At 42.1% G+C, this 20012-nt stretch carries 14 protein-coding genes and 14 tRNA genes; 22 read left to right on the forward strand and 6 right to left on the reverse strand.

Features of this window, described 5'->3' with window-relative positions; genetic code table 11:
• Positions 1 to 53: 53 nt before the first annotated feature.
• The 3 genes from NG22_RS09585 to NG22_RS09595 all read left to right on the forward strand — a co-directional run bounded on the left by NG22_RS09585 (position 54) and on the right by NG22_RS09595 (position 2823).
• Positions 54 to 923, forward strand: coding sequence for an Rpn family recombination-promoting nuclease/putative transposase (locus NG22_RS09585; protein WP_072159253.1), 870 nt, complete (start codon positions 54 to 56; stop codon positions 921 to 923).
• A 62-nt stretch (positions 924 to 985) separates the two neighbouring features.
• Entirely contained in the window at positions 986 to 1879 is an 894-nt protein-coding gene (locus NG22_RS09590) for an Rpn family recombination-promoting nuclease/putative transposase (protein ID WP_072159255.1), read from the forward strand.
• Positions 1880 to 1941: 62 nt separating this feature from the next.
• Positions 1942 to 2823, forward strand: a complete 882-nt coding sequence (locus tag NG22_RS09595) for an Rpn family recombination-promoting nuclease/putative transposase (RefSeq protein WP_072159258.1) — start codon at positions 1942 to 1944, stop codon at positions 2821 to 2823.
• 33 nt (positions 2824 to 2856) lie between these two features.
• Here NG22_RS09595 and NG22_RS09600 read toward each other — a convergent pair whose 3' ends face one another.
• Complete coding sequence (locus tag NG22_RS09600) at positions 2857 to 4614, reverse strand: hypothetical protein (protein ID WP_053405553.1); 1758 nt, start codon at positions 4612 to 4614, stop codon at positions 2857 to 2859.
• A gap of 417 nt (positions 4615 to 5031) precedes the next feature.
• Here NG22_RS09600 and NG22_RS09605 point away from each other — a divergent pair.
• The 14 genes from NG22_RS09605 to NG22_RS09670 all read left to right on the forward strand — a co-directional run bounded on the left by NG22_RS09605 (position 5032) and on the right by NG22_RS09670 (position 6569).
• Positions 5032 to 5117, forward strand: a tRNA-Tyr gene (locus NG22_RS09605).
• Between the two features lie 14 nt (positions 5118 to 5131).
• Positions 5132 to 5204 (forward strand) — tRNA-Gly (locus NG22_RS09610).
• Positions 5205 to 5271: 67 nt separating this feature from the next.
• A tRNA-Tyr gene (locus NG22_RS09615) sits at positions 5272 to 5357 on the forward strand.
• Between the two features lie 13 nt (positions 5358 to 5370).
• Positions 5371 to 5443: transfer RNA gene (locus NG22_RS09620), tRNA-Gly, on the forward strand.
• A 26-nt stretch (positions 5444 to 5469) separates the two neighbouring features.
• Positions 5470 to 5541 (forward strand) — tRNA-Thr (locus NG22_RS09625).
• Positions 5542 to 5599: 58 nt separating this feature from the next.
• Positions 5600 to 5685, forward strand: a tRNA-Tyr gene (locus tag NG22_RS09630).
• A gap of 14 nt (positions 5686 to 5699) precedes the next feature.
• Positions 5700 to 5772 (forward strand) — tRNA-Gly (locus tag NG22_RS09635).
• A 27-nt stretch (positions 5773 to 5799) separates the two neighbouring features.
• Positions 5800 to 5871, forward strand: a tRNA-Thr gene (locus NG22_RS09640).
• Between the two features lie 60 nt (positions 5872 to 5931).
• Positions 5932 to 6017 (forward strand) — tRNA-Tyr (locus NG22_RS09645).
• Positions 6018 to 6031: 14 nt separating this feature from the next.
• Positions 6032 to 6104: transfer RNA gene (locus NG22_RS09650), tRNA-Gly, on the forward strand.
• Positions 6105 to 6130: 26 nt separating this feature from the next.
• Positions 6131 to 6202, forward strand: a tRNA-Thr gene (locus NG22_RS09655).
• Positions 6203 to 6262: 60 nt separating this feature from the next.
• Positions 6263 to 6347 (forward strand) — tRNA-Tyr (locus NG22_RS09660).
• A gap of 13 nt (positions 6348 to 6360) precedes the next feature.
• A tRNA-Gly gene (locus tag NG22_RS09665) sits at positions 6361 to 6433 on the forward strand.
• A 53-nt stretch (positions 6434 to 6486) separates the two neighbouring features.
• Positions 6487 to 6569 (forward strand) — tRNA-Tyr (locus tag NG22_RS09670).
• Positions 6570 to 7125: 556 nt separating this feature from the next.
• Here the strand turns inward: NG22_RS09670 and NG22_RS09675 are convergent.
• The 4 genes from NG22_RS09675 to tsaD form a co-directional block, all read right to left on the reverse strand.
• Positions 7126 to 8010: a cation diffusion facilitator family transporter gene (locus tag NG22_RS09675; RefSeq protein ID WP_053405554.1), complete on the reverse strand. Its 885-nt coding sequence runs from the start codon at positions 8008 to 8010 to the stop codon at positions 7126 to 7128.
• A complete protein-coding gene (locus tag NG22_RS09680; RefSeq protein WP_053405555.1) occupies positions 8007 to 8729 on the reverse strand; it encodes a C40 family peptidase in 723 nt (240 codons plus the stop codon). Before NG22_RS09680 ends, NG22_RS09675 begins: the two co-directional genes overlap by 4 nt.
• A 64-nt stretch (positions 8730 to 8793) precedes the next feature.
• The gene (gene smpB / locus NG22_RS09685; protein ID WP_053405556.1) at positions 8794 to 9270 is read right to left on the reverse strand and encodes an SsrA-binding protein SmpB; all 477 of its coding nucleotides are present in this window, start codon (positions 9268 to 9270) and stop codon (positions 8794 to 8796) included.
• 31 nt (positions 9271 to 9301) lie between these two features.
• Positions 9302 to 10324, reverse strand: a complete 1023-nt coding sequence (gene tsaD / locus NG22_RS09690; RefSeq protein WP_253275670.1) for a tRNA (adenosine(37)-N6)-threonylcarbamoyltransferase complex transferase subunit TsaD — start codon at positions 10322 to 10324, stop codon at positions 9302 to 9304.
• Between the two features lie 194 nt (positions 10325 to 10518).
• Here tsaD and NG22_RS09695 point away from each other — a divergent pair, with 194 nt between their 5' ends.
• From NG22_RS09695 to NG22_RS09715, 5 genes are all read left to right on the forward strand, one after another.
• On the forward strand, positions 10519 to 15195 hold the full coding sequence (locus NG22_RS09695) for a translocation/assembly module TamB (RefSeq protein ID WP_053405558.1): 4677 nt from the start codon (positions 10519 to 10521) through the stop codon (positions 15193 to 15195).
• A 127-nt stretch (positions 15196 to 15322) separates the two neighbouring features.
• Positions 15323 to 16192, forward strand: coding sequence for a hypothetical protein (locus NG22_RS09700; protein WP_053405559.1), 870 nt, complete (start codon positions 15323 to 15325; stop codon positions 16190 to 16192).
• 506 nt (positions 16193 to 16698) lie between these two features.
• A complete protein-coding gene (locus NG22_RS09705) occupies positions 16699 to 17529 on the forward strand; it encodes a S1 RNA-binding domain-containing protein (RefSeq protein ID WP_053405560.1) in 831 nt (276 codons plus the stop codon).
• A gap of 93 nt (positions 17530 to 17622) precedes the next feature.
• On the forward strand, positions 17623 to 18177 hold the full coding sequence (def, locus tag NG22_RS09710) for a peptide deformylase (RefSeq protein WP_053405561.1): 555 nt from the start codon (positions 17623 to 17625) through the stop codon (positions 18175 to 18177).
• A gap of 149 nt (positions 18178 to 18326) precedes the next feature.
• A complete protein-coding gene (locus NG22_RS09715) occupies positions 18327 to 19139 on the forward strand; it encodes an amidohydrolase (RefSeq protein WP_053405562.1) in 813 nt (270 codons plus the stop codon).
• A 10-nt stretch (positions 19140 to 19149) separates the two neighbouring features.
• Here NG22_RS09715 and NG22_RS09720 read toward each other — a convergent pair whose 3' ends face one another.
• The gene (locus NG22_RS09720) at positions 19150 to 19887 is read right to left on the reverse strand and encodes a carboxypeptidase-like regulatory domain-containing protein (protein ID WP_157600978.1); all 738 of its coding nucleotides are present in this window, start codon (positions 19885 to 19887) and stop codon (positions 19150 to 19152) included.
• Positions 19888 to 20012: the final 125 nt, after the last annotated feature.

Raw genomic sequence — 20012 nt, forward strand, 5'->3', positions numbered from 1 at the left:
ATCCCACCAAAATCAACTACATATACTCTTTTAGGTTTATGGTAAAAAATACCATGCCCAAAGAAATCTACATTGACCCCTTCACTGACTTTGGCTTCAAAAAGCTTTTTGGAGAAGAGGAAAGCAAGGAACACCTCATCGACTTCCTCAACCAGATATTACCAAAGGAAGACCTGATCTCTCACCTACAATACGGCCAAAACGAACACCTCCCCAAAACAGCCCTGGACCGAAAGGCCATTTTCGATTTGTATTGCACTAATCAGAGCGGGGAACATTTTATCATCGAACTACAGCGAGCCACCCAAATGCACATCGTTGATCGAAGTATTTATTACAGTTCCTTTCTCATTCAGCAACAAGGTCGAAAAGGTAAAAACTGGAATTATCAATTACAAAAGGTATATGTTATCAGCATACTGGACTTCCTTTTGGAGGAAAGATTAGGACTGGGCAACGCCTTGATTCATCATGGGCAAATAATGGAAATCCACCAACAACAGCCATTATCCAATAAACTCAATTACCTCTTTATCGAAGTCCCCAAATTCAACAAAGCACCTGCCGAATTAAAAAACCGCAAAGATCAATGGCTTTTCCTGCTCAAAAATCTGCCCAACCTCCAAAAAAGGCCTAAAGCGTTACAAGAGAGAATTTTTCAGCGCTTTTTCGATCGCGTAAAAATCGCTAAATTGCCACCGGAAGAAGCTGAAAAATACATCATTGCCAAAGGAAAAATGGGAGATTACAAGAATACACTAGATTATCGGGAAGCGAAGGGGCGAAAGGAAGGGAAAATGGAAGAAAAAGAAAACTTAGCCTTAAAATTACATGCGGAAAAATTTCCCCTCACGAAAATCGCGGAAATACTGGAGGTTAATCCGGAACAAATTGAAAAGTGGCTGAAAAGCTCGAAAAAATAACCTCAGCCAATCCCACCAAAATCAACTACATATACTCTTTTGGGTTAATGGTAAAAAATACCATGCCCAAAGATATCTACATTGACCCCTTCACTGACTTTGGTTTCAAAAAGCTTTTTGGAGAAGAGGAAAGCAAGGAACACCTCATTGATTTACTTAACCAGATACTACCAAAAGAAGACCTGATCTCTCACCTGCAATACGGCCAAAACGAACATCTCCCCAAAACAGCCCTGGACCGAAAGGCCATTTTCGATTTGTATTGCACCAATCAGAGCGGGGAACATTTTATCATCGAACTACAGCGAGCCACCCAAATGCACATCGTTGATCGAAGTATTTATTACAGTTCCTTTCTCATTCAGCAACAAGGTCGAAAAGGTAAAAACTGGAATTATCAATTACAAAAGGTATATGTTATCAGCATACTGGACTTCCTTTTGGAGGAAAGATTAGGACTGGGCAACGCCTTGATTCATCATGGGCAAATAATGGAAATCCACCAACAACAGCCATTATCCAATAAACTCAATTACCTCTTTATCGAAGTCCCCAAATTCAACAAAGCACCTGCCGAATTAAAAAACCGAAAAGATCAATGGCTTTTCCTGCTTAAAAACCTACCCAACCTACAAAAAAGACCTAAAGCGTTACAGGAGAGAATATTTCAGCGCTTTTTCGATCGCGCGAAAATCGCTAAATTGCCACCGGAAGAAGCTGAAAAATATATCATTGCCAAAGGAAAAATGGGAGATTACAAGAATACACTGGATTATCGGGAAGCGAAGGGAATTGAGAAAGGAATTATTAAAGGAATCGAGAAAGGTAAATTAGAAGAAAAAGAAAACTTAGCCTTAAAATTACACGCAAAAGGATTTCAGTTAAAAGAAATCGCAGAAATGGTGGAGGTTGATCCAGAGCAAATTGAAAAGTGGCTGAAAAGCTCGAAAAAATAACCTCAGCCAATCCCACCAAAATCAACTACATATACTCTTTTGGGTTTATGGGAAAAAATACCATGCCCAAAGATATCTACATTGACCCCTTCACTGACTTTGGTTTCAAAAAGCTATTTGGAGAAGAGGAAAGCAAGGAACACCTCATCGACTTCCTCAACCAGATATTACCAAAGGAAGACCTGATCTCTCACCTACAATACGGCCAAAACGAACACCTCCCCAAAACAGCCCTCGACCGAAAGGCCATTTTCGATTTGTATTGCACTAATCAGAGCGGGGAACATTTTATCATCGAACTACAGCGAGCCACCCAAATGCACATCGTTGATCGAAGTATTTATTACAGTTCCTTTCTCATTCAGCAACAAGGTCGAAAAGGTAAAAACTGGAATTATCAATTACAAAAGGTATATGTTATCAGCATACTGGACTTCCTTTTGGAGGAAAGATTAGGACTGGGCAACGCCTTGATTCATCATGGGCAAATAATGGAAATCCACCAACAACAGCCATTATCCAATAAACTCAATTACCTCTTTATCGAAGTCCCCAAATTCAACAAAGCACCTGCCGAATTAAAAAACCGAAAAGATCAATGGCTTTTCCTGCTTAAAAACCTACCCAACCTACAAAAAAGACCTAAAGCGTTACAGGAGAGAATATTTCAGCGCTTTTTCGATCGCGCGAAAATCGCTAAATTGCCACCGGAAGAAGCTGAAAAATATATTATTGCCAAAGGAAAAATGGGAGATTACAAGAATACACTGGATTATCGGGAAGCTAAAGGAATAGAAAAAGGAATCGAGAAAGGTAAATTAGAAGAAAAAGAAAACTTAGCCCTAAAATTACATGCGGAAAAATTTCCCCTCACGAAAATCGCGAAAATACTGGAGGTTGATCAGGAGCAAATTGAACAATGGATTAAAGCTTCAAAAGATTAAACCATTGCTCAATACCTATTTCCTGCAAAATAGTTATACAATCCCAAGCTTCTCCATCAGGAAAGTGGCATTTTTATTCTTGGCCTGACCTGACCTAATTTTATAATCAAAACTTAATTCACCACCTGCAATTTGGCTTTCAAAACAAAAATGAACGATATCCTTCCTCCCATGAAAACGTTGACACAGGGCGGTATCATGAGTCGCTAAGACGGTCAAACCTGCATGATTACGTAATCGCTCAATTATTCTGGCTGCTCCTTCAAACTTATCGTCATTATTTGTTCCGCGCAGAATTTCATCCAATAAGATCAGAGCGGGTTTTTTCTCCGCTTGTTCTACCACGGATTTCAACTTTAATAATTCCGCATAAAAATAAGAGGTATTTTCATGCAGGGAATCATCATGCCGAAGACTACTCAATAATTGCCAACAAGGCATTTCAAATTTCGTCGCATTAACGACTGTCCCCAATTGCCCCAAAACCATATTCACCCCTAGAGCTCGCAAAAAAGTACTCTTTCCCGCCATATTAGATCCGGTGATCAGGACCAGACGATTTTCCTTATCAAGGGTCCAGTCATTTTTGACACAAACTTCTTCCGACAATAATGGATGCCCCAAAGCCTTAATCACCACCACATCATTTGAAATCTCCATAGGCTTAAAATGCGGATGTAAATATTGCCACCAAGCCAAACTGACCAGGGCATCGATTTCCCCCAGCAATTTCATCTGAGCATTAAAAGTAGCCTGATGCGTTTCCTCCCATTTCCTCAGCCTAACATACCACTGCAAATCCAGCACAAAAATGGAATTAAAAATAAAATAAGCCAGCGCGTTCATCCTTTGATTGGCGATACCGGAAATGCTTCTCAATTGATTTAGGGCCTTTTCTCCTGCTGAAAACCCTTCAATCTTCGAAGCCAGGATCGCATCGCCCTCCAAATGATGTAAAAGACGCATCATTCTGCTATACCGATAATATAAGCTGACTTTCTCCGACAGAAAATAAAAACAAGCCGATAAATCTTTAGAAAATAAGCCTGTAACAATCCAACTCCCTAAAAATACCAAACCGAAAATCTGGGACTGATCAAACAACAGATACTGTAAAACGCCTGCTACTCCCAAAACCGGCCATATAAAAGAGAAATATTTCCAGAAATTATTCAGCGGCTTTTCCGCCTTAGGTAAATCAACCTGAAGACTTCCGGCTGAATGTAAATCTTCCGCCATTCCCTCCAATAAAAACGCCTCCAGCCATTCCGGCTTTTGCGCCAAAGCGGAAATCTCTGACTGCCTTTGAAGAATCAACTCCTCTGACACCCCTTCCAAACTAAAACGCTTCAATAATGACTTTTGGCCAGCGGGAGTTACTGTTCTGTTCAACCGATGAAATAGGCTCCCCTCTCCCAGTAAATCTAAATCCAAAGAAAAACCAGCTTTCTCCCCTTCGGCTCCACTATTAAAAATTAGATTTTCCTTCCCGCTGAGCAATCCCAGTTCATTTTCAAAAAATCGTTGCCCGTTATCATGATAATTCAAATGCCGCTTTACTTCGGAAGTCCACCAAAGCAAACTCACAAAGACCAACACCTCAAAAATAACCAAATACAGCATAGGGTAAACCTGCTTACTATACAAAATAGTATACAAGGCATACACCACGGCGAGCACCATCGAAAGGCGCATTGCCCCTAAAACATAAAATTTCCGCTTCCATTCCTTCTTTTTTTGAAGGTGGAAAGCTTTTCTATTCGAAAATTTGGAGAAAAAATCCTGATTCATGATAATCTACTAAGCAAAAGGCACTTATTTCAGCACCCAAATCTCTACACTCAAAAAAGGTAAACTCTTCCCTGCAAAAGTATCAATACCACCGAAAGGAACCCGATTTAAAAGAATAAAAATTTTCAAAAAATCTCCGCCTATCCCTCAACCACTTAGCCACTGAGAGGCTGTAAACGCAATTTTTTTCTTTGCACAGGGTTTGACTTTTCAAAAAAAGACTGCACCTTTGCAATCCCTTACGGAAAGGAAGTCAACAAAAATGACAGCCACCAGAAAGGGAAAAATAATTTCAAACAATAGGTTTTGAATTAAAAAAAATATCATACCTTTGTGCGCCACAAGCATTTCTTGTTAAGATCATTCGGACAGCGAATAATTTCAAAAAGAAAATCTTAAAAGCACAAAATATCATTTGGGGAGATTCCAGAGCGGCCAAATGGGACGGACTGTAAATCCGTTGTCTTTCGACTTCGCAGGTTCGAATCCTGCTCTCCCCACCATCTGATGATGATAAGCGGGCGTAGCTCAGTTGGTAGAGCGACAGCCTTCCAAGCTGTAGGTCGCGGGTTCGAGCCTCGTCGCCCGCTCAATAATCCTGACAAAAGGTCGGATTTAAAATTTTATTGAATGATCATTAATGATCAAACCGGTTAAGGGGAGATTCCAGAGCGGCCAAATGGGACGGACTGTAAATCCGTTGTCTTTCGACTTCGCAGGTTCGAATCCTGCTCTCCCCACCATCGATGATGATAAGCGGGCGTAGCTCAGTTGGTAGAGCGACAGCCTTCCAAGCTGTAGGTCGCGGGTTCGAGCCTCGTCGCCCGCTCAATTTCTTCGAGAAAAACATCATCAGCCGAGGTAGCTCAGGGGTAGAGCGCTTCCTTGGTAAGGAAGAGGTCGGGAGTTCAATTCTCCTCCTTGGCTCAAGCAAAACAACCGGTTTTGAAACAATCTAATGATCAGATCTTATTGATCAAATTTTGGGGAGATTCCAGAGCGGCCAAATGGGACGGACTGTAAATCCGTTGTCTTTCGACTTCGCAGGTTCGAATCCTGCTCTCCCCACCATCTGATGATGATAAGCGGGCGTAGCTCAGTTGGTAGAGCGACAGCCTTCCAAGCTGTAGGTCGCGGGTTCGAGCCTCGTCGCCCGCTCATCTTTCTTCGGAAAAAACATCATCAGCCGAGGTAGCTCAGGGGTAGAGCGCTTCCTTGGTAAGGAAGAGGTCGGGAGTTCAATTCTCCTCCTTGGCTCAAGCAAAACGACAGGTTTTGTCTTTAAAATTATTGAATAGATCGTATTGATCACATCTCGGGGAGATTCCAGAGCGGCCAAATGGGACGGACTGTAAATCCGTTGTCTTTCGACTTCGCAGGTTCGAATCCTGCTCTCCCCACCATCTGATGATGACAAGCGGGCGTAGCTCAGTTGGTAGAGCGACAGCCTTCCAAGCTGTAGGTCGCGGGTTCGAGCCTCGTCGCCCGCTCAATTTCTTCGGAAAAAACATCATCAGCCGAGGTAGCTCAGGGGTAGAGCGCTTCCTTGGTAAGGAAGAGGTCGGGAGTTCAATTCTCCTCCTTGGCTCAAGTGAAACGATCGGTTTCAATCACAAAAATACTGTTTCGATAGTCTTTGACTATCTTCGGGGGAATTCCAGAGCGGCCAAATGGGACGGACTGTAAATCCGTTGTCTTTCGACTTCGCAGGTTCGAATCCTGCTTCCCCACCACTTATAATAATAAGCGGGCGTAGCTCAGTTGGTAGAGCGACAGCCTTCCAAGCTGTAGGTCGCGGGTTCGAGCCTCGTCGCCCGCTCTTATTTAAATAGTATTTGAAAAACATTTTGATTTTGTAGCTTAGCTACAACAGGGGAGATTCCAGAGCGGCCAAATGGGACGGACTGTAAATCCGTTGTCTTTCGACTTCGCAGGTTCGAATCCTGCTCTCCCCACTAAAGCACTTCAGTATTCTGAGGTGCTTTTTTTATGTCCAAATTTTCAGTAGTACAAAATCTGTCGCATATAAACACCCCGTTGTAAGTATTAAAAACTAAGCCAATTACGACATCAGACGCCACAATACAGGCTGTAAACAAGGTTTTAAAGAATTATTGAGCACTATTTAACAATTAAGCATACTCAATAACAGCCATTCTAACTTCAAACTCGAATTATTAACCCGGATTATTAATGCTTAGATCCTGGTTTAGCTGCAAGGCGGAAAAAATGACGGAATAGTATCGTGTCCCATTTAGCGTTTTTTACAAAGTAGCAGATGAATGAGGAGAAAGCAAGCTTGACCACATTTGGGCTATCAGAGACTCAACCTCAAACAACTGAAGAACAGCCTACTACGGAGAAACCTAAAACTAGCGGTGAATAATTCGGGTTAAAAATGATTTTGGTATCTCAAGATTGGCCGAGCATACCGTTACAAGAGGGTTTAAAAAAGTACCGCCAGAATATTTTAAGCCGGATTATTCACGCTTGAATCAGACTAAGCAAGACCTACTCCTCTGCTTTTGACAAATAGGGTTCCATATGGATGGTCGTCTCCACCGCTAACTCCTGGGTTAATGCCACTTCCATTTCAGTAACCAAGTCGTGTGCCTCTATCAGGGATAAATGTTTGGGAAGTCGAACATGCAGTGTCATTTCTCGGTGATGCACATAATCATGCACATGCATATGATGCGCATCCACATCCGTCTGCGCTACCCGGTTACAAATTTCTTTGGCTTTGTGCACCCATTCCGGATCCACATCCAAGCCCAGAAAATGATGGATATTTTCTTTTAATATTTTTATTGCAGAATAAAGAATAATAGCAGCAACACCGAGGGCCATCACCCCATCCAGCCATGGAAGGTATTTCCCCAGATAAATCCCTGCTAAAACCGCCAGAGAAGTCATCGCATCGGAACGATGATGCCAGCCATCTGCCCGCAAGGCCTGGGAATTGGTGTTTCGGGCTACCCAAAAGCTAATTTGTGCCATCAATTCCTTCAATAGAATCGAAACTATCGTAACGCCTACTGCCCAAACCGAATAGTCCGGTACCTCACGGTCAATCAGTACTTCTGCCCCCTGCAACAAAAGAGATAAGCCTACAGCCAATAGCATACCGCCTATGGTTAAAGATGCCAACAGCTCGGCCCGACCATGACCAAAGGGATGGTCGCCATCAGCCGGCTTGGCGGCAATTCGCACACATATCAATAAGATGACGGAACTCAGGGAATCTGAAAGGGTATGCCAGGCATCAGCAATTAAGGCGAGAGAGTCATCCTCGGCACCTACATAATATTTCACCAGAAAAAGCAGGACATTCACTCCAATTGAAAGTGTCCCTGCAGCCGTAAGCCATTTCTGATTAGAAGAAACAATCGTCATTCAGTAATTATTCTTTTGATGGAATGTAATTGATGGGTCAGTTGGTTTTCTTCCGCACAAAAAATACCATCCGGGCGGAACTGATCAATACGCACTTTACCGGAAGCATGAATAATCCGTTGCTCATCCAAAACAATTCCCACATGGGTCACTTTGCCTTTCACATTCTGAAAAAATGCCAGATCTCCTGCCCGGTGGCCTCCAAAAAGTACCTCCACCCCTTCTTTTACCTGCTCACTTGCATCCCTGGGCAATCCCAGGCCTCCGATACGATAAGCCAATTGCGTCAGGCCAGAGCAATCAATGCCCAACATATTTTTCCCTCCCCACTGGTATGGAGCGTCTAACAGGCGATGTGCCCATCCGGCCACCAAATCCGCGGACCATTTTTTATCGACCGGCTTAAACAGGGAAAATAACTGATCGGGAATTTCCTCCACCAAACTACCGGCCAATAACATCCCCTGCTCCAGCCGAATCATCGGTTCTATACAGATATAATTTTGTGCCGCGGCTTCCTCTACCGGAAAATGCTGACGGTAATCAATCCAGCCTTCGTAGCCATCCTCTAATGATTTCACCTGAATCCATTTCCCTTCCCTGGCCTCGCCCAAAACCTCGTACCTTTCGCCGTATAATAACTGACTAACCTGTTCATGAGCATCGCCGGCTGATCCTCGTAATGGAATCACGGCTAATTTACACTGTCCTAAATTCATCCTTGGGTCCTGTTTTATCTGTTTACTGAAGATAAAAAAAGGGTGATAAATCACCCCTTAAAATTTAATATTTCATTCTTTGCAAATCGCGCTTCACATCCTTGTCCTTAATAGTCGCCCGCTTGTCAAATAGCTTCTTTCCTCTGGCCAGGGCAATTTCTACTTTGGCCAGTCCTTTACCGGTAAGGAATAGTCGAATCGGAACAATGGTCAGCCCCTTTTCTTCCATCTTTTGCTCCAGCTTGCGTAGCTCACTCTTATTCAGCAATAATTTTCGCTCTCTGGTATCCTGATGGTTTTCAATATTTCCGTGGGAATAAGGAGCGATATGCATATGACGCACCCACAGCTCTTCCCGATGAAACACACAAAAGGCATCTCCTAGGGTCACCTTTCCCTCGCGGATGGATTTGATCTCCGATCCTTTTAATACAATACCTGCAGTAAGCTTCTCAATGAACTCGTATTCGAAGGAAGCTTTTTTATTGCGGATATTGATATTATTACTAAAACGTTCTTTCTTATTTTTTTGCTTTGCCATAAAAAATCATGGATTGGGGGAAAATCCCCTGTTAAATAGCCAAACGTGGATCCGGCGCCACCGTTTGCTCACAAAAATCTTTTGCCAGATATTTATAATGTGCCGCGATGGCAATCATGCCGGCATTATCCGTACAATATTGAAAATCCGGAAAATAAACCGTCCATTTTTGCTTTTCCGCTTCTGCGGCCAGGGTTTCTCGAAGCCCTTTATTGGCAGAAACTCCTCCGGCAATGGCGATATGTCTGATTTTCAATTCACGACTGGCACGCTTCAATTTTTGCATCAGCATTTTAATAAAAGTATACTGAATGCTGGCACAAATGTCCTTTAAATTGTGTGCTACAAAATCAGCATCCTTTCTTTTTTCCTTTTGCAAGAAATAAAGGATGGCAGTCTTAATTCCACTGAAGGAATAATTATAACCTTCCATTTCAGACAGGGGAAATTCGAATCGATGCGGATCTCCCTCCTGTGCATACCGGTCAATCAATGGTCCTCCTGGATAAGGAAGCCCCAACAGCTTGGCCGATTTATCAAAAGCCTCGCCAACAGCGTCGTCCAATGTCTTTCCGACCACTTCCATTTCCAAATGACTTTTCACGACCACCAACTGGGTATGGCCGCCACTCACCGTCAGGCATAAAAATGGAAAAGGTGGCTTCGGGTCATCAATATAATGCGCCAGAATATGCGCCTGCATATGGTTGACTTCGATCAACGGAATGTTCAGTGCTAAAGCCATGGATTTCGCATAAGCGGTACCGACTAACAAAGCACCCAAAAGTCCGGGCCCACGAGTAAAAGCTATGGCCGAAAGCTCCTTTTTTTCCACCTTTGCTTCTTTCAGCGCTTGTTCTACTACCGGAATAATATTTTGCTGATGCGCACGGGAGGCTAATTCCGGCACCACGCCTCCATATTCTTCATGCACTTTCTGGGTAGCCACTACATTATTCAAAACCACTCCATCCCGAACGACGGAAGCGGAGGTCTCATCACATGAGGATTCTATCGCTAAAATGGTAATATGCGCCATTTTTCCTTTCTCCATTTTCCCTTTTGGATTAATTGCGTTTCCTGCCAGGCAAGAACACTTTGCACCTGCATTATTTTGCAGTTTGCAAAGGTAATCAATGTATTGACTTTTTCATAACCCATAATTGCACAGATGCCGTTTTAAAAATATTGACATAGCCATAAAATCCTCATTTTTTACCTTATTTTTGTGGTTCCCACAAATAGTAAATGGAAGAACCAACGCAAGAAATTAATAAAACCGAAGCTACTCCTAAGCGGAACCGACGATTCCTGAGAATATCTCTCTGGATCGCCGCGGTCATGCTTTTTTCGTGGATTTTAATCGGTTCGCTATTGCGTCTTCCTTTTTTCCAAACATTACTGGCGGATTACTTCCTGGAAAAAGTCGGGGAGAAAATCCAAGCTGATATGGAAATTGGCAGGATTGAGTTTTCCTGGGTAGATGAGGCCATATTACATAATGTTTCGGTAAAAGATTCTTTGGGCCTTCCCGTAATCAATGTCAACCGACTTGACGCCCACTTTGCTTTTTGGAATTTATTATTGAAAGGAGATTTACAATTTGAGCATGCGCATCTGAAAGAAGCCGACGTTCAACTGATTGCCCACGGAGAAAAAGGATACGGTATTAACCAGTGGGTAGATGGCATCAAGGCCATAACGAAAAAAAAAGATCCCACTGATAGCTCACATGTGCATTTCAAAGTAGGCAGCATCACGGTGGAAAACTCCACTTTCCGCATGCAAAATGCGCATATTGACAGCGTTGACTTTGGCTTTGACAATCATAACTTTACGGTGAAAGAAATTTTTGGCGAGGTAGAAAATTTCCGTATTGATTCAGACACCATCTCGATGAAAGTACTCACCATGCAGGCGCATGAACAAACCAGCGACCTGCCTGTTTTGGACTTTCATTCTGATTTTATGATCTGCCGGAACGCCTTGCTTATGGACAAGACCAACCTCTATTTAGGAGAAAGCCGTTTACAGGGAGATCTGCATTTCTTTTATAATGGCTGGGAAGACTATAGTGACTTCATGGAAAAAGTACGGATTGACGCCAAGGTGTCACAGTCCTATCTTACTTCCCGGGATCTGGCTGCTATCCTTCCTTTTTTAAGAGGCTACCTGGACACCTACCGTTTTAAGGGGCACTGGCGGGGACCTATCAGCAATTTCGACATCCGGAATATGGATTTATCCTTTGGGGAAAACTCAGTTTTACGTGGACGAATCAGCTTTAGCGGGCTTCCGGAATTTTATGAATCCTTTATTGATGCCGACTTTAAAAACTCCCGCATCAATGTAAAAGATCTTTACCCTTATATCGGGAATAGTCCACAAAGAGAATTAAAAGAACTAGACAATTTAGAATTCAAGGGGCGATTCACCGGTTTCCCGCTTGACTTTGTAGCCAATGGAAAATTTGAAGCACCAGTGGGAACAATTATTTCCGATATTAACTTCAAAATTTTGGAGGGAGGCCTTCCCTACTACAAGGGACATCTGATTACAGAAAATTTTCACCTGGGAAAGGTGATGGATGCCCCGGAATATATTCAGACCCTGAGCATGGAAGGAGATATTGAAGGACAAGGACTTACCGTAACCACTGCCGACTTTAATCTTAATGCTGAAGCCAGTAAACTTGGAGTAAACGGTTATGACTACCACAATATTGAAACGAAGGGGAGGTTTTCAAAGGAAATATTTATTGGGCAGTTAAATGTAAACGACAGCAGCCTTCAAATGAAAGGTAATGCCGCCGTAAATCTGGGTCACAGAAATCCCTATTTGAAAGTAACGGCCGATGTCCCCTTTGCTGACCTGAACAGCATGAAGGTTACCGATAAAGTGTCTTCTCTTTCCGGAAGCTTAAACATTGATTTCAAGGGACTACATCCGGATGAGCTGGAAGGAACCGCACAAGCCAAAAATTTGGTCCTCAATTATGGTGAGGATACGGTGGCTTTCCAGCACATGAGGTTTACTTCCACTATTGAAAAGCGCCATAGGGTTTTAGATTTATATTCTGACTTTGGGCAATTTCGGGTGATCGGAGATTTTAGTCCCATAAAGTTAGTGAACGAAGTACCCATGATGCTTTCCGAATATCTCCTGGCATTAAAAAATGATCCGGAAGAGATAGCAGCTTATTATCAGCAAAAAGCACCGGTAGATTATCAAAATCCGTCCTATGCGCAATTTGATATTCGTTTCTTCGATTTCAATCCCATCATGAATATGTTCAGCCCCGACTTCTATATGACTACGGGCAGCAACATCAGCGGAAAACTACTCATGGGCTACTCTTACAATCTGGTGCTGGACACTTATATGGATTCCTTGCACTGGAATGGAAATTCTTTGTCAGGAGCTGCATTATCCCTAAAAACTTCAAAATATGCAAATGATCCGGATCCGCAGGCCATTGTGACCCTGACCGCTGACCGGCAGCGCTTTTTTAACCTGATGAATACCAATAATCTGGTCACGGAAATCAATTGGTTTGAAAAGCATATGGAGTATCTTTTTCAAGTAAAGCAAGACCCAAAACAAAACCATGCTGACCTGACGGGTACTATTGATTTCTCCACAAAATATACGAAAGTAAATATTCAGGCACCTTCGCTTTTCATGCTGGGAGATTATTGGAAACTCAATCCCCAAAACAAAATCACCCTGAAAGATGGCCGACTGCATTTTGAAAAAGTTACGCTAAGTTCAAGTCGACAACGCATTGCCCTGACCGGGGCCATATCTCATAACCCTAAGGAGGAATTTCGACTAATGGTGGAAGACTTTGAGTTAAATCACCTGGAGAACTTCATCGATACGGAGGTAAATGGTATCCTCAATGGGTATTTATCCATGCGAAATTATTACAATACTCCACTGATTCAAAATAGAATTTTCGTTGATAACTTCAGCTTCAATCATTTGCCACTTGGTCAAATGAAAGGTAATGCTACCTGGGATGCGCCCAATTCCAAGCTGGACATTTTCTTTGAGGGCGATCGGGCCAAAGAGAATATTCTTGCCTTAAATGGTGCCTATTACCCCTATCGGGAGCAGGACAACCTGGACCTGAAATTAGACATTAAGCAAGTACCGCTAGCCGTAGCAGAGCCTTTCCTCAAATCTTATGCCTCAAAATTGAAGGGAAACCTGAGCGGCGATATTTCCATAAAGGGAAAATTAAGCCATCCGGAAATGACGGGATTTATCGCGATCGATACGGCTTCGGTAAAAATCGACTATCTCCAGACTACCTACCAGACCAATGGGATCGTGGAGATAGAGCCTGAAAGATTCGTTTTAAAAAGCCTGACCGTTACCGATGGGGAAGGGAATTATGGAAACGTTAATGGTGCCATTGAACATGAGGGCCTTCAGGATTTTAACTTTGATATCCGGGCGGCTTTCAATAATATGATGGTGCTCAACACCACCTCTAAGGACAATGATCTCTACTATGGAAAGGCCTATGCTTCCGGAAATATGCACTTCTTTGGGCCTTTATCAAAGTTTAATATACAGGCCGAAATGGAAACGAGAAAAAATACGCGTTTTAATATTCCACTGGCCTCCACCTCCGATGAAATAGGTTCTCAGGATTATATTGAATTTATTCAAAAGAAAAATGAGTTCGAATTCCTGAAAGACATTTTCGAAAAAGAAGTGAAAAAAGTAAAAGTAGAAGGCGTCAACTATGACTTCAAATTTAAAGTGACTCCTGATGCTTTCGCCCAATTGATATTTGACTTACAAGCCGGTGACATCATTCAGGGCCGTGGAAACGGAGACTTAGAGTTGTTAATAAACCCCCAGGGAGATATGAGTGTATTTGGAGATGTGGTATTTACTGAAGGCTCCTATAATTTTACCCTTTCCAATATTATCAATAAGGAATTCATCATTGAACCCAATTCCAAAATCACCTGGAATGGAGACCCCTATTCTGCTGAATTAAACATTGATGCGGTTTATGATCAGCTCACCAATTTAACTGCCATTGTAGATACCGCCTATGCCGACAGCCCCGAAATAAGAAGGCGTTATCCGGCTAAGGTAATGCTTAACCTGAAAGGCCCCATGATGAGCCCGGAGCTGAATTTTGATATTGACATCGATAAATACCCCAGTACTTTTTCCTATGAAGGAAATGCACTGAGCCTCGACACCTATGTGACTGGATTTAAAAACCAAATTCATGTCAATGAGCAGGAAATGAAACGTCAGGTTTTTTCGCTTATTGTTTTAGGTTCCCTTGCACCGGCTAACTCCTTTAACACCTCGAATACGGTAGGAAGTAGTTTAAGTGAGTTTGTATCTAACCAATTAAGCTATTGGATCAATCAGGTGGATGATAAATTATCCATCGCGGTGGATCTGGGACAAATGGATGCTGATGCCGTAAACACCTTCCAGCTCCGCTTAGGTTACACCTTCCTTGATGGGCGATTACGCGTAAGCAGAGATGGTGGCTTTACCAATGAACAGTCCAAGGTTGATTTCGCCTCCATTGCGGGGGACTGGTCCGTAGAGTATCTATTGACTGAATCCGGAAAATACCGGGTAAAAATGTACAGTAGAAACAATTTCTCCAGCCTTGATGCAGGGCTTAACCAGGCCAATTCCACCACCACAGGAGTTTCATTGTTGCATACCGCTTCCTTTAACTCTTTTAAGGAAATGATTGGAGCTTTTAATCCATTCCGCTCCAAAAAAGAGGACGCTCACAAAGACAAGCGGATAAGACACCCTCAAATTGACCCGCTAAAACCTAAAGAGCTTAGCCCGGAAGACGATGATATCCCCACCAGTACCATTCGCCAAAAGGAGGCGGACGATTCGAAACAAAAGCAAGAACTTAAATAAAAAAGTAGCTTTTTCTACTATTTTATTTAATTTTCAATCCCATTCTTACATTTGTATTTAAATTTATTCTAACCGTTAGAAGGTTTTTTTAATCAAATTCAACCAATACATTAACCCACTTTAATCTATGAAAAAGCAGTTTTTTATACTATTTGCTTTAATCATAAGCACATTCTCTGCATGCGATTTAAAAGAAAAAGTTACATCTGCCACAGATGCTGTATCTGATGGAGGTATTGTAGAGGACACCGAAATGGACCTTTATTTAAATGACGCGGTGGCGGTTTCCGAAATTGAACTCGCCAAACAGGCCGACCCCACCCGCCAGGCCCAAGCCAGTAGTACTGAACCCTGTTATGTAGCGACTTATAATTTAGCCGAAAAAAAATTAACCATTGATTTCGGCGAGGGATGTACCTACAACGGCTTTGAGCGAACAGGTAAAATCATCCTGACCTTAAAAAGTGTAAGCTATCCAATTTTATTTCCGGTAACCAAAGGAGCTATTTGGGAAATGACTTTCGAAGACTATACAGTAGCCGGATATGCATTAGAAGGAAGCCGTTCTATTAAGAATATTACGGAAGATCCCCTGAATGAAGAAAAAACCTACGAAATCACCCTCAACAATCTTAAAATCACCAAAAACGGAAAGAGCACCCAAAGAAATGGCGTGATTTACGAGAGAACTACGATTTCCGCTTCGGAATTTACCGGTTCAGAAAAAGCTTATTGGGGAACAATCAATGGCATCACCTCAGATGACACCTCCTATACCCATACCACAGAAGAGCAAAATGCCATTATTTATAAAGTAGACTGCATAAGCCAGGGCTTTGTATTTCCTTCTTCGGGCATTAAAAAAATGGAGTGGAATGGAAATGCAAGAACCATTGACTTTGGATCCGGAGATTGTGACAATACCTTTACAGTAAGTCAGGGATTCGTATCCTTCACCGTAACCTTTGAGAACGGAGAGGTGAAAATATCCAAATAAGAAAACACAATGCATTGAAAAGGGGCCGATGGTCCCTTTTTTTGTTGCTTAGATTCTAAGTAGCATGGCCTTTCGGGAAGCAATTCCGCATCAAACTCCTCCTTCGCTAAACCGGATTATGAATGCTTAAACGCTGGTTTTGAAGCAAGACAGGAAAAAGAAAGAGTTATTCCTATTTCGAATTTTTCCCAGGGAAGCAGATGAAGGAGGAGTAAACAAGATTGCCCTAATTGGGGTTATAAAAAATCAACCAACCCAAACAAACACCCTGATAATAAGCGAACTAAGATTATTCACCGAATATAACCGTGAATAACTCAGGCTAAGCCGGATTTAAGCATATGTAATTTAGGCTATTCAATTTTATTTAGAATATATTGCTATTGGAGTTAATTTGGTGCGCCGGCACAACCTTCCCCACCTATTTTTAACCCTTTCACAAAATAAATCCTCGTCTAAACTCCCCAAACCTCCTTCCTAACAAAGGAAATGCTTACCTTTGCAGCATGTTAAAAATCGGAGCAACAAATACGCTTAAGATCTTACGACAAATTCCATTTGGACTCATTCTGGATTCTACTGAAGGAGACATTTTGTTACCAAATAAATTTGTAAAATCCGATATGGAAATCGGACAAGAAATTTCTGTATTTATCTACAGAGACTTTAAAGATCGTCTGACCGCCACCACACAAACGCCAAAGGCTGAGGTCGGGGAAATGACCTCCCTAATGTGTGTAGACACCACTAATTTTGGCGCTTTTTTAGACTGGGGACTGGATAAAGACCTATTGGTTCCTAAAAGTGAAATGGATGAGCCCATGGTCAAGGGCAGAAAATATGTCGTGAGAATTCTTCACGATCATAAATCTGACCGCATCATCGCTTCCTCCAAGATCAAAGTATTTTTTGATCGGGAAACTGCTGAACTCGAAAGGGGGCAAAAAGTAGAAATGATGATTTATCGTAAAACCCCACTAGGCTATACCGTTTTAGTTGATGGGAAATATGAAGGCATGCTTTTTGACAATCAGATATTCAAAATGGTTCGCCCTGGAGATACGGTAAATGGTTATATCAAAGGAGTAAGAGAAGACGGAAAGCTTGACCTCACCCTACAGGAGGAAGGATATCAGGCGGTGGTAAACTCCACGGATGATATTATCGAGAAACTGGAAGAAGCAGGTGGTTTTTTACCCTACCATGACAAATCCAATGCGGAGGAAATCAAGGAAATTTTTCAAATGTCAAAGCGGACCTTTAAGAAAGTAATTGGGGGATTGTATAAATCCGGCAAGATCGAAATTGACGAAGAAGGAATTCGACTCAAAGGTTAAATTTCACCCCAGAACGGTTTTCTTAACAAAAAGGGACCCTTGTATTGTTATGGTGAGTATCACCTGAAATGTAAAAAATTAGATTAAAGAGATATGATTTTACCAATTACGGCCTACGGGATGCCGGTATTGAAAAAGGTCGCTAAAGATATTGAAGAGGGAAGTATCGACCTTCAGGCTTTGGTAGACAATATGTTTGAGACCATGTATAAGGCTTCAGGCGTCGGGCTGGCGGGCCCTCAAGTAAACGAAAATCTCCGCATTTTTGTGATTGATGGCGACCCGATGTCAGAGGAAGATCCTAAATGTGCCGGTTTCAAAAAAGTATTCATCAATGCGGAAATCATTGAAGAGACCGGAGAAGAATGGGGCGTGGAAGAAGGCTGTTTAAGTATTCCCGGCATTCGCGAGATGGTTTATCGTCCGGAGAAAATTTTAATTCGCTACCGGGATGAAAACTGGGTAGAACATGAGGAGGAGTATGATGGATGGCGTGCACGCATCATTCAGCATGAATATGATCATATAGAAGGGATTCTTTTTACAGATCATTTATCTCCATTGAAAAAACGCCTATTAAAGAAAAAATTGACCAATATCTCCAAAGGAAACATTGGGATCGATTACAGAATGAAGTTCCTCAAATAATAAAATAATTCAATAACAATCCCGCTATTTTGAACAATAGCGGGATTTTTTTTAAGTAAGGGTTTAAACATGAGTCTTATCATCTTTTATCAAACAAAAAATTCCCTATTTCATAATTCATTCTAAAATTAATCGCCATTTTACATCAGATGAAGCAAGACTTAAGAGTAACCACCATCCAAACCGACCTATACTGGGAAGACTCTGCTGCTAATTTAGCCAAGCTGGAGGAGCTCTTATGGGAGGAAGAATTGGACACTGACCTCATCTTGCTACCTGAAATGTTCAACTCTGGCTTCACCATGAATCAAAAAATGGCGGAGGTGATGAATGGCAATACTTTTCGCTGGATGAAACAAATGGCCGCCCAGCTTAAAACCGTGCTGGCCGGAAGCTTAATGATCAAAGAAGGCGGCAGTTATTACAACCGCCTGATCTGGATGAAACCAGATGGCACTTATTCCTACTATGACAAGCGCCATTTATTCCGAATGGGTAAGGAGCATCTTGCTTTTCATGCCGGCGACGAACGCCTGGTGGTAAACCTAAAAGGTTGGGACATCTGCCCATTGGTCTGCTACGACTTGAGGTTCCCGGTTTGGTCCAGAAATGTGGTCAAAGAAAATGGTGACCTTACTTACGATTTGGCACTTTACATTGCTTCTTGGCCCAAAAGCAGAATGCACGTCTGGAATACCCTTTTAGCTGCTCGGGCAATGGAAAATCAGGCCTTTATTATCGGTGTGAATAGAATTGGCGAAGACGGCAATGACATCACCTACGAAGGAGGATCCAAATCTTTCAACCCTAAAGGCTTTTGTATTGATGATTTGGGTACAGCGGAAAAAATAAGCACGACTACGCTTAAATACGAAGACATCGTTAATCTTCGCACCAAATTCCCGGCTTATCTTGATCAGGATAAGTTTGAAATCCATTACGATTTAGAGGCGCTTACTTAAGCAGTAAATGCTATTCTCCCCATTCTTCCTTTTCCCGGGCGTAGAACATTTCATACTGATAGGGAATACTAGGACTTACCCATTGGTCTTCAAAATGTGGATAAGGTCTTCCTGAAAAATACAAATCATCCATCTCAAGGTAGGTATATTTATCCTCCTGATCGTCATTGATGAATTTAACCCACACCCATGGGTTGATCCATTGGTTTTTGGGGATATGATAATTGTGATGCAACCATAAAATCTGAAACTTCCCATAAACCGGTTGAAACAACGAGATTTTTTCTATTTGATAATTTACGACCTGCTCGACATTGGGCACAAAGGAGGTGTCTGTCATCACACGACTTACGATCTGATCGATTTCGTCTTCCAGCATTAATTTATCAGAGACCAGAATACTGGGGAGAATGATGGTGTCATGCTCCATGATTTCAATCAGCGTATATTGGTCATTGGGAACCTCCAAAGGAATCACCACTGCTCTTGGCTTAAAACCAACATTACTGAATCGAATGGTATCTAAGGGAAAAGCAAAAAAGGAAAATCTACCCACCTCGCCGGTATAATAACCCAAAGTGGCTCGGCCATGGGCCGAATGCACCGTAATATTGGTAGCACTTAATGGCTCCAGGCTTTCTGCATCTAAAATCACCCCCTTCAATAAGACCGGATCCTGAATGGGAATCTGCCCCTGGCATACCAAGGTGCAACAAATTAGGCTAAAAATAAAAAAAGCTCGTTTCATACTCTGTTTCCTCCAAGTATGTAACAAGCTGATGAACGTTTTGATATATCAATCTTTCCTATTGGTCTTAATTGATTTCTTTATTCTTTAATTACTGAATTTCGATGAATAGTACCCATCTTATA

This window comes from Persicobacter sp. CCB-QB2 (genome assembly GCF_001274635.1).
Taxonomy (GTDB): domain Bacteria; phylum Bacteroidota; class Bacteroidia; order Cytophagales; family Cyclobacteriaceae; genus Persicobacter; species Persicobacter diffluens.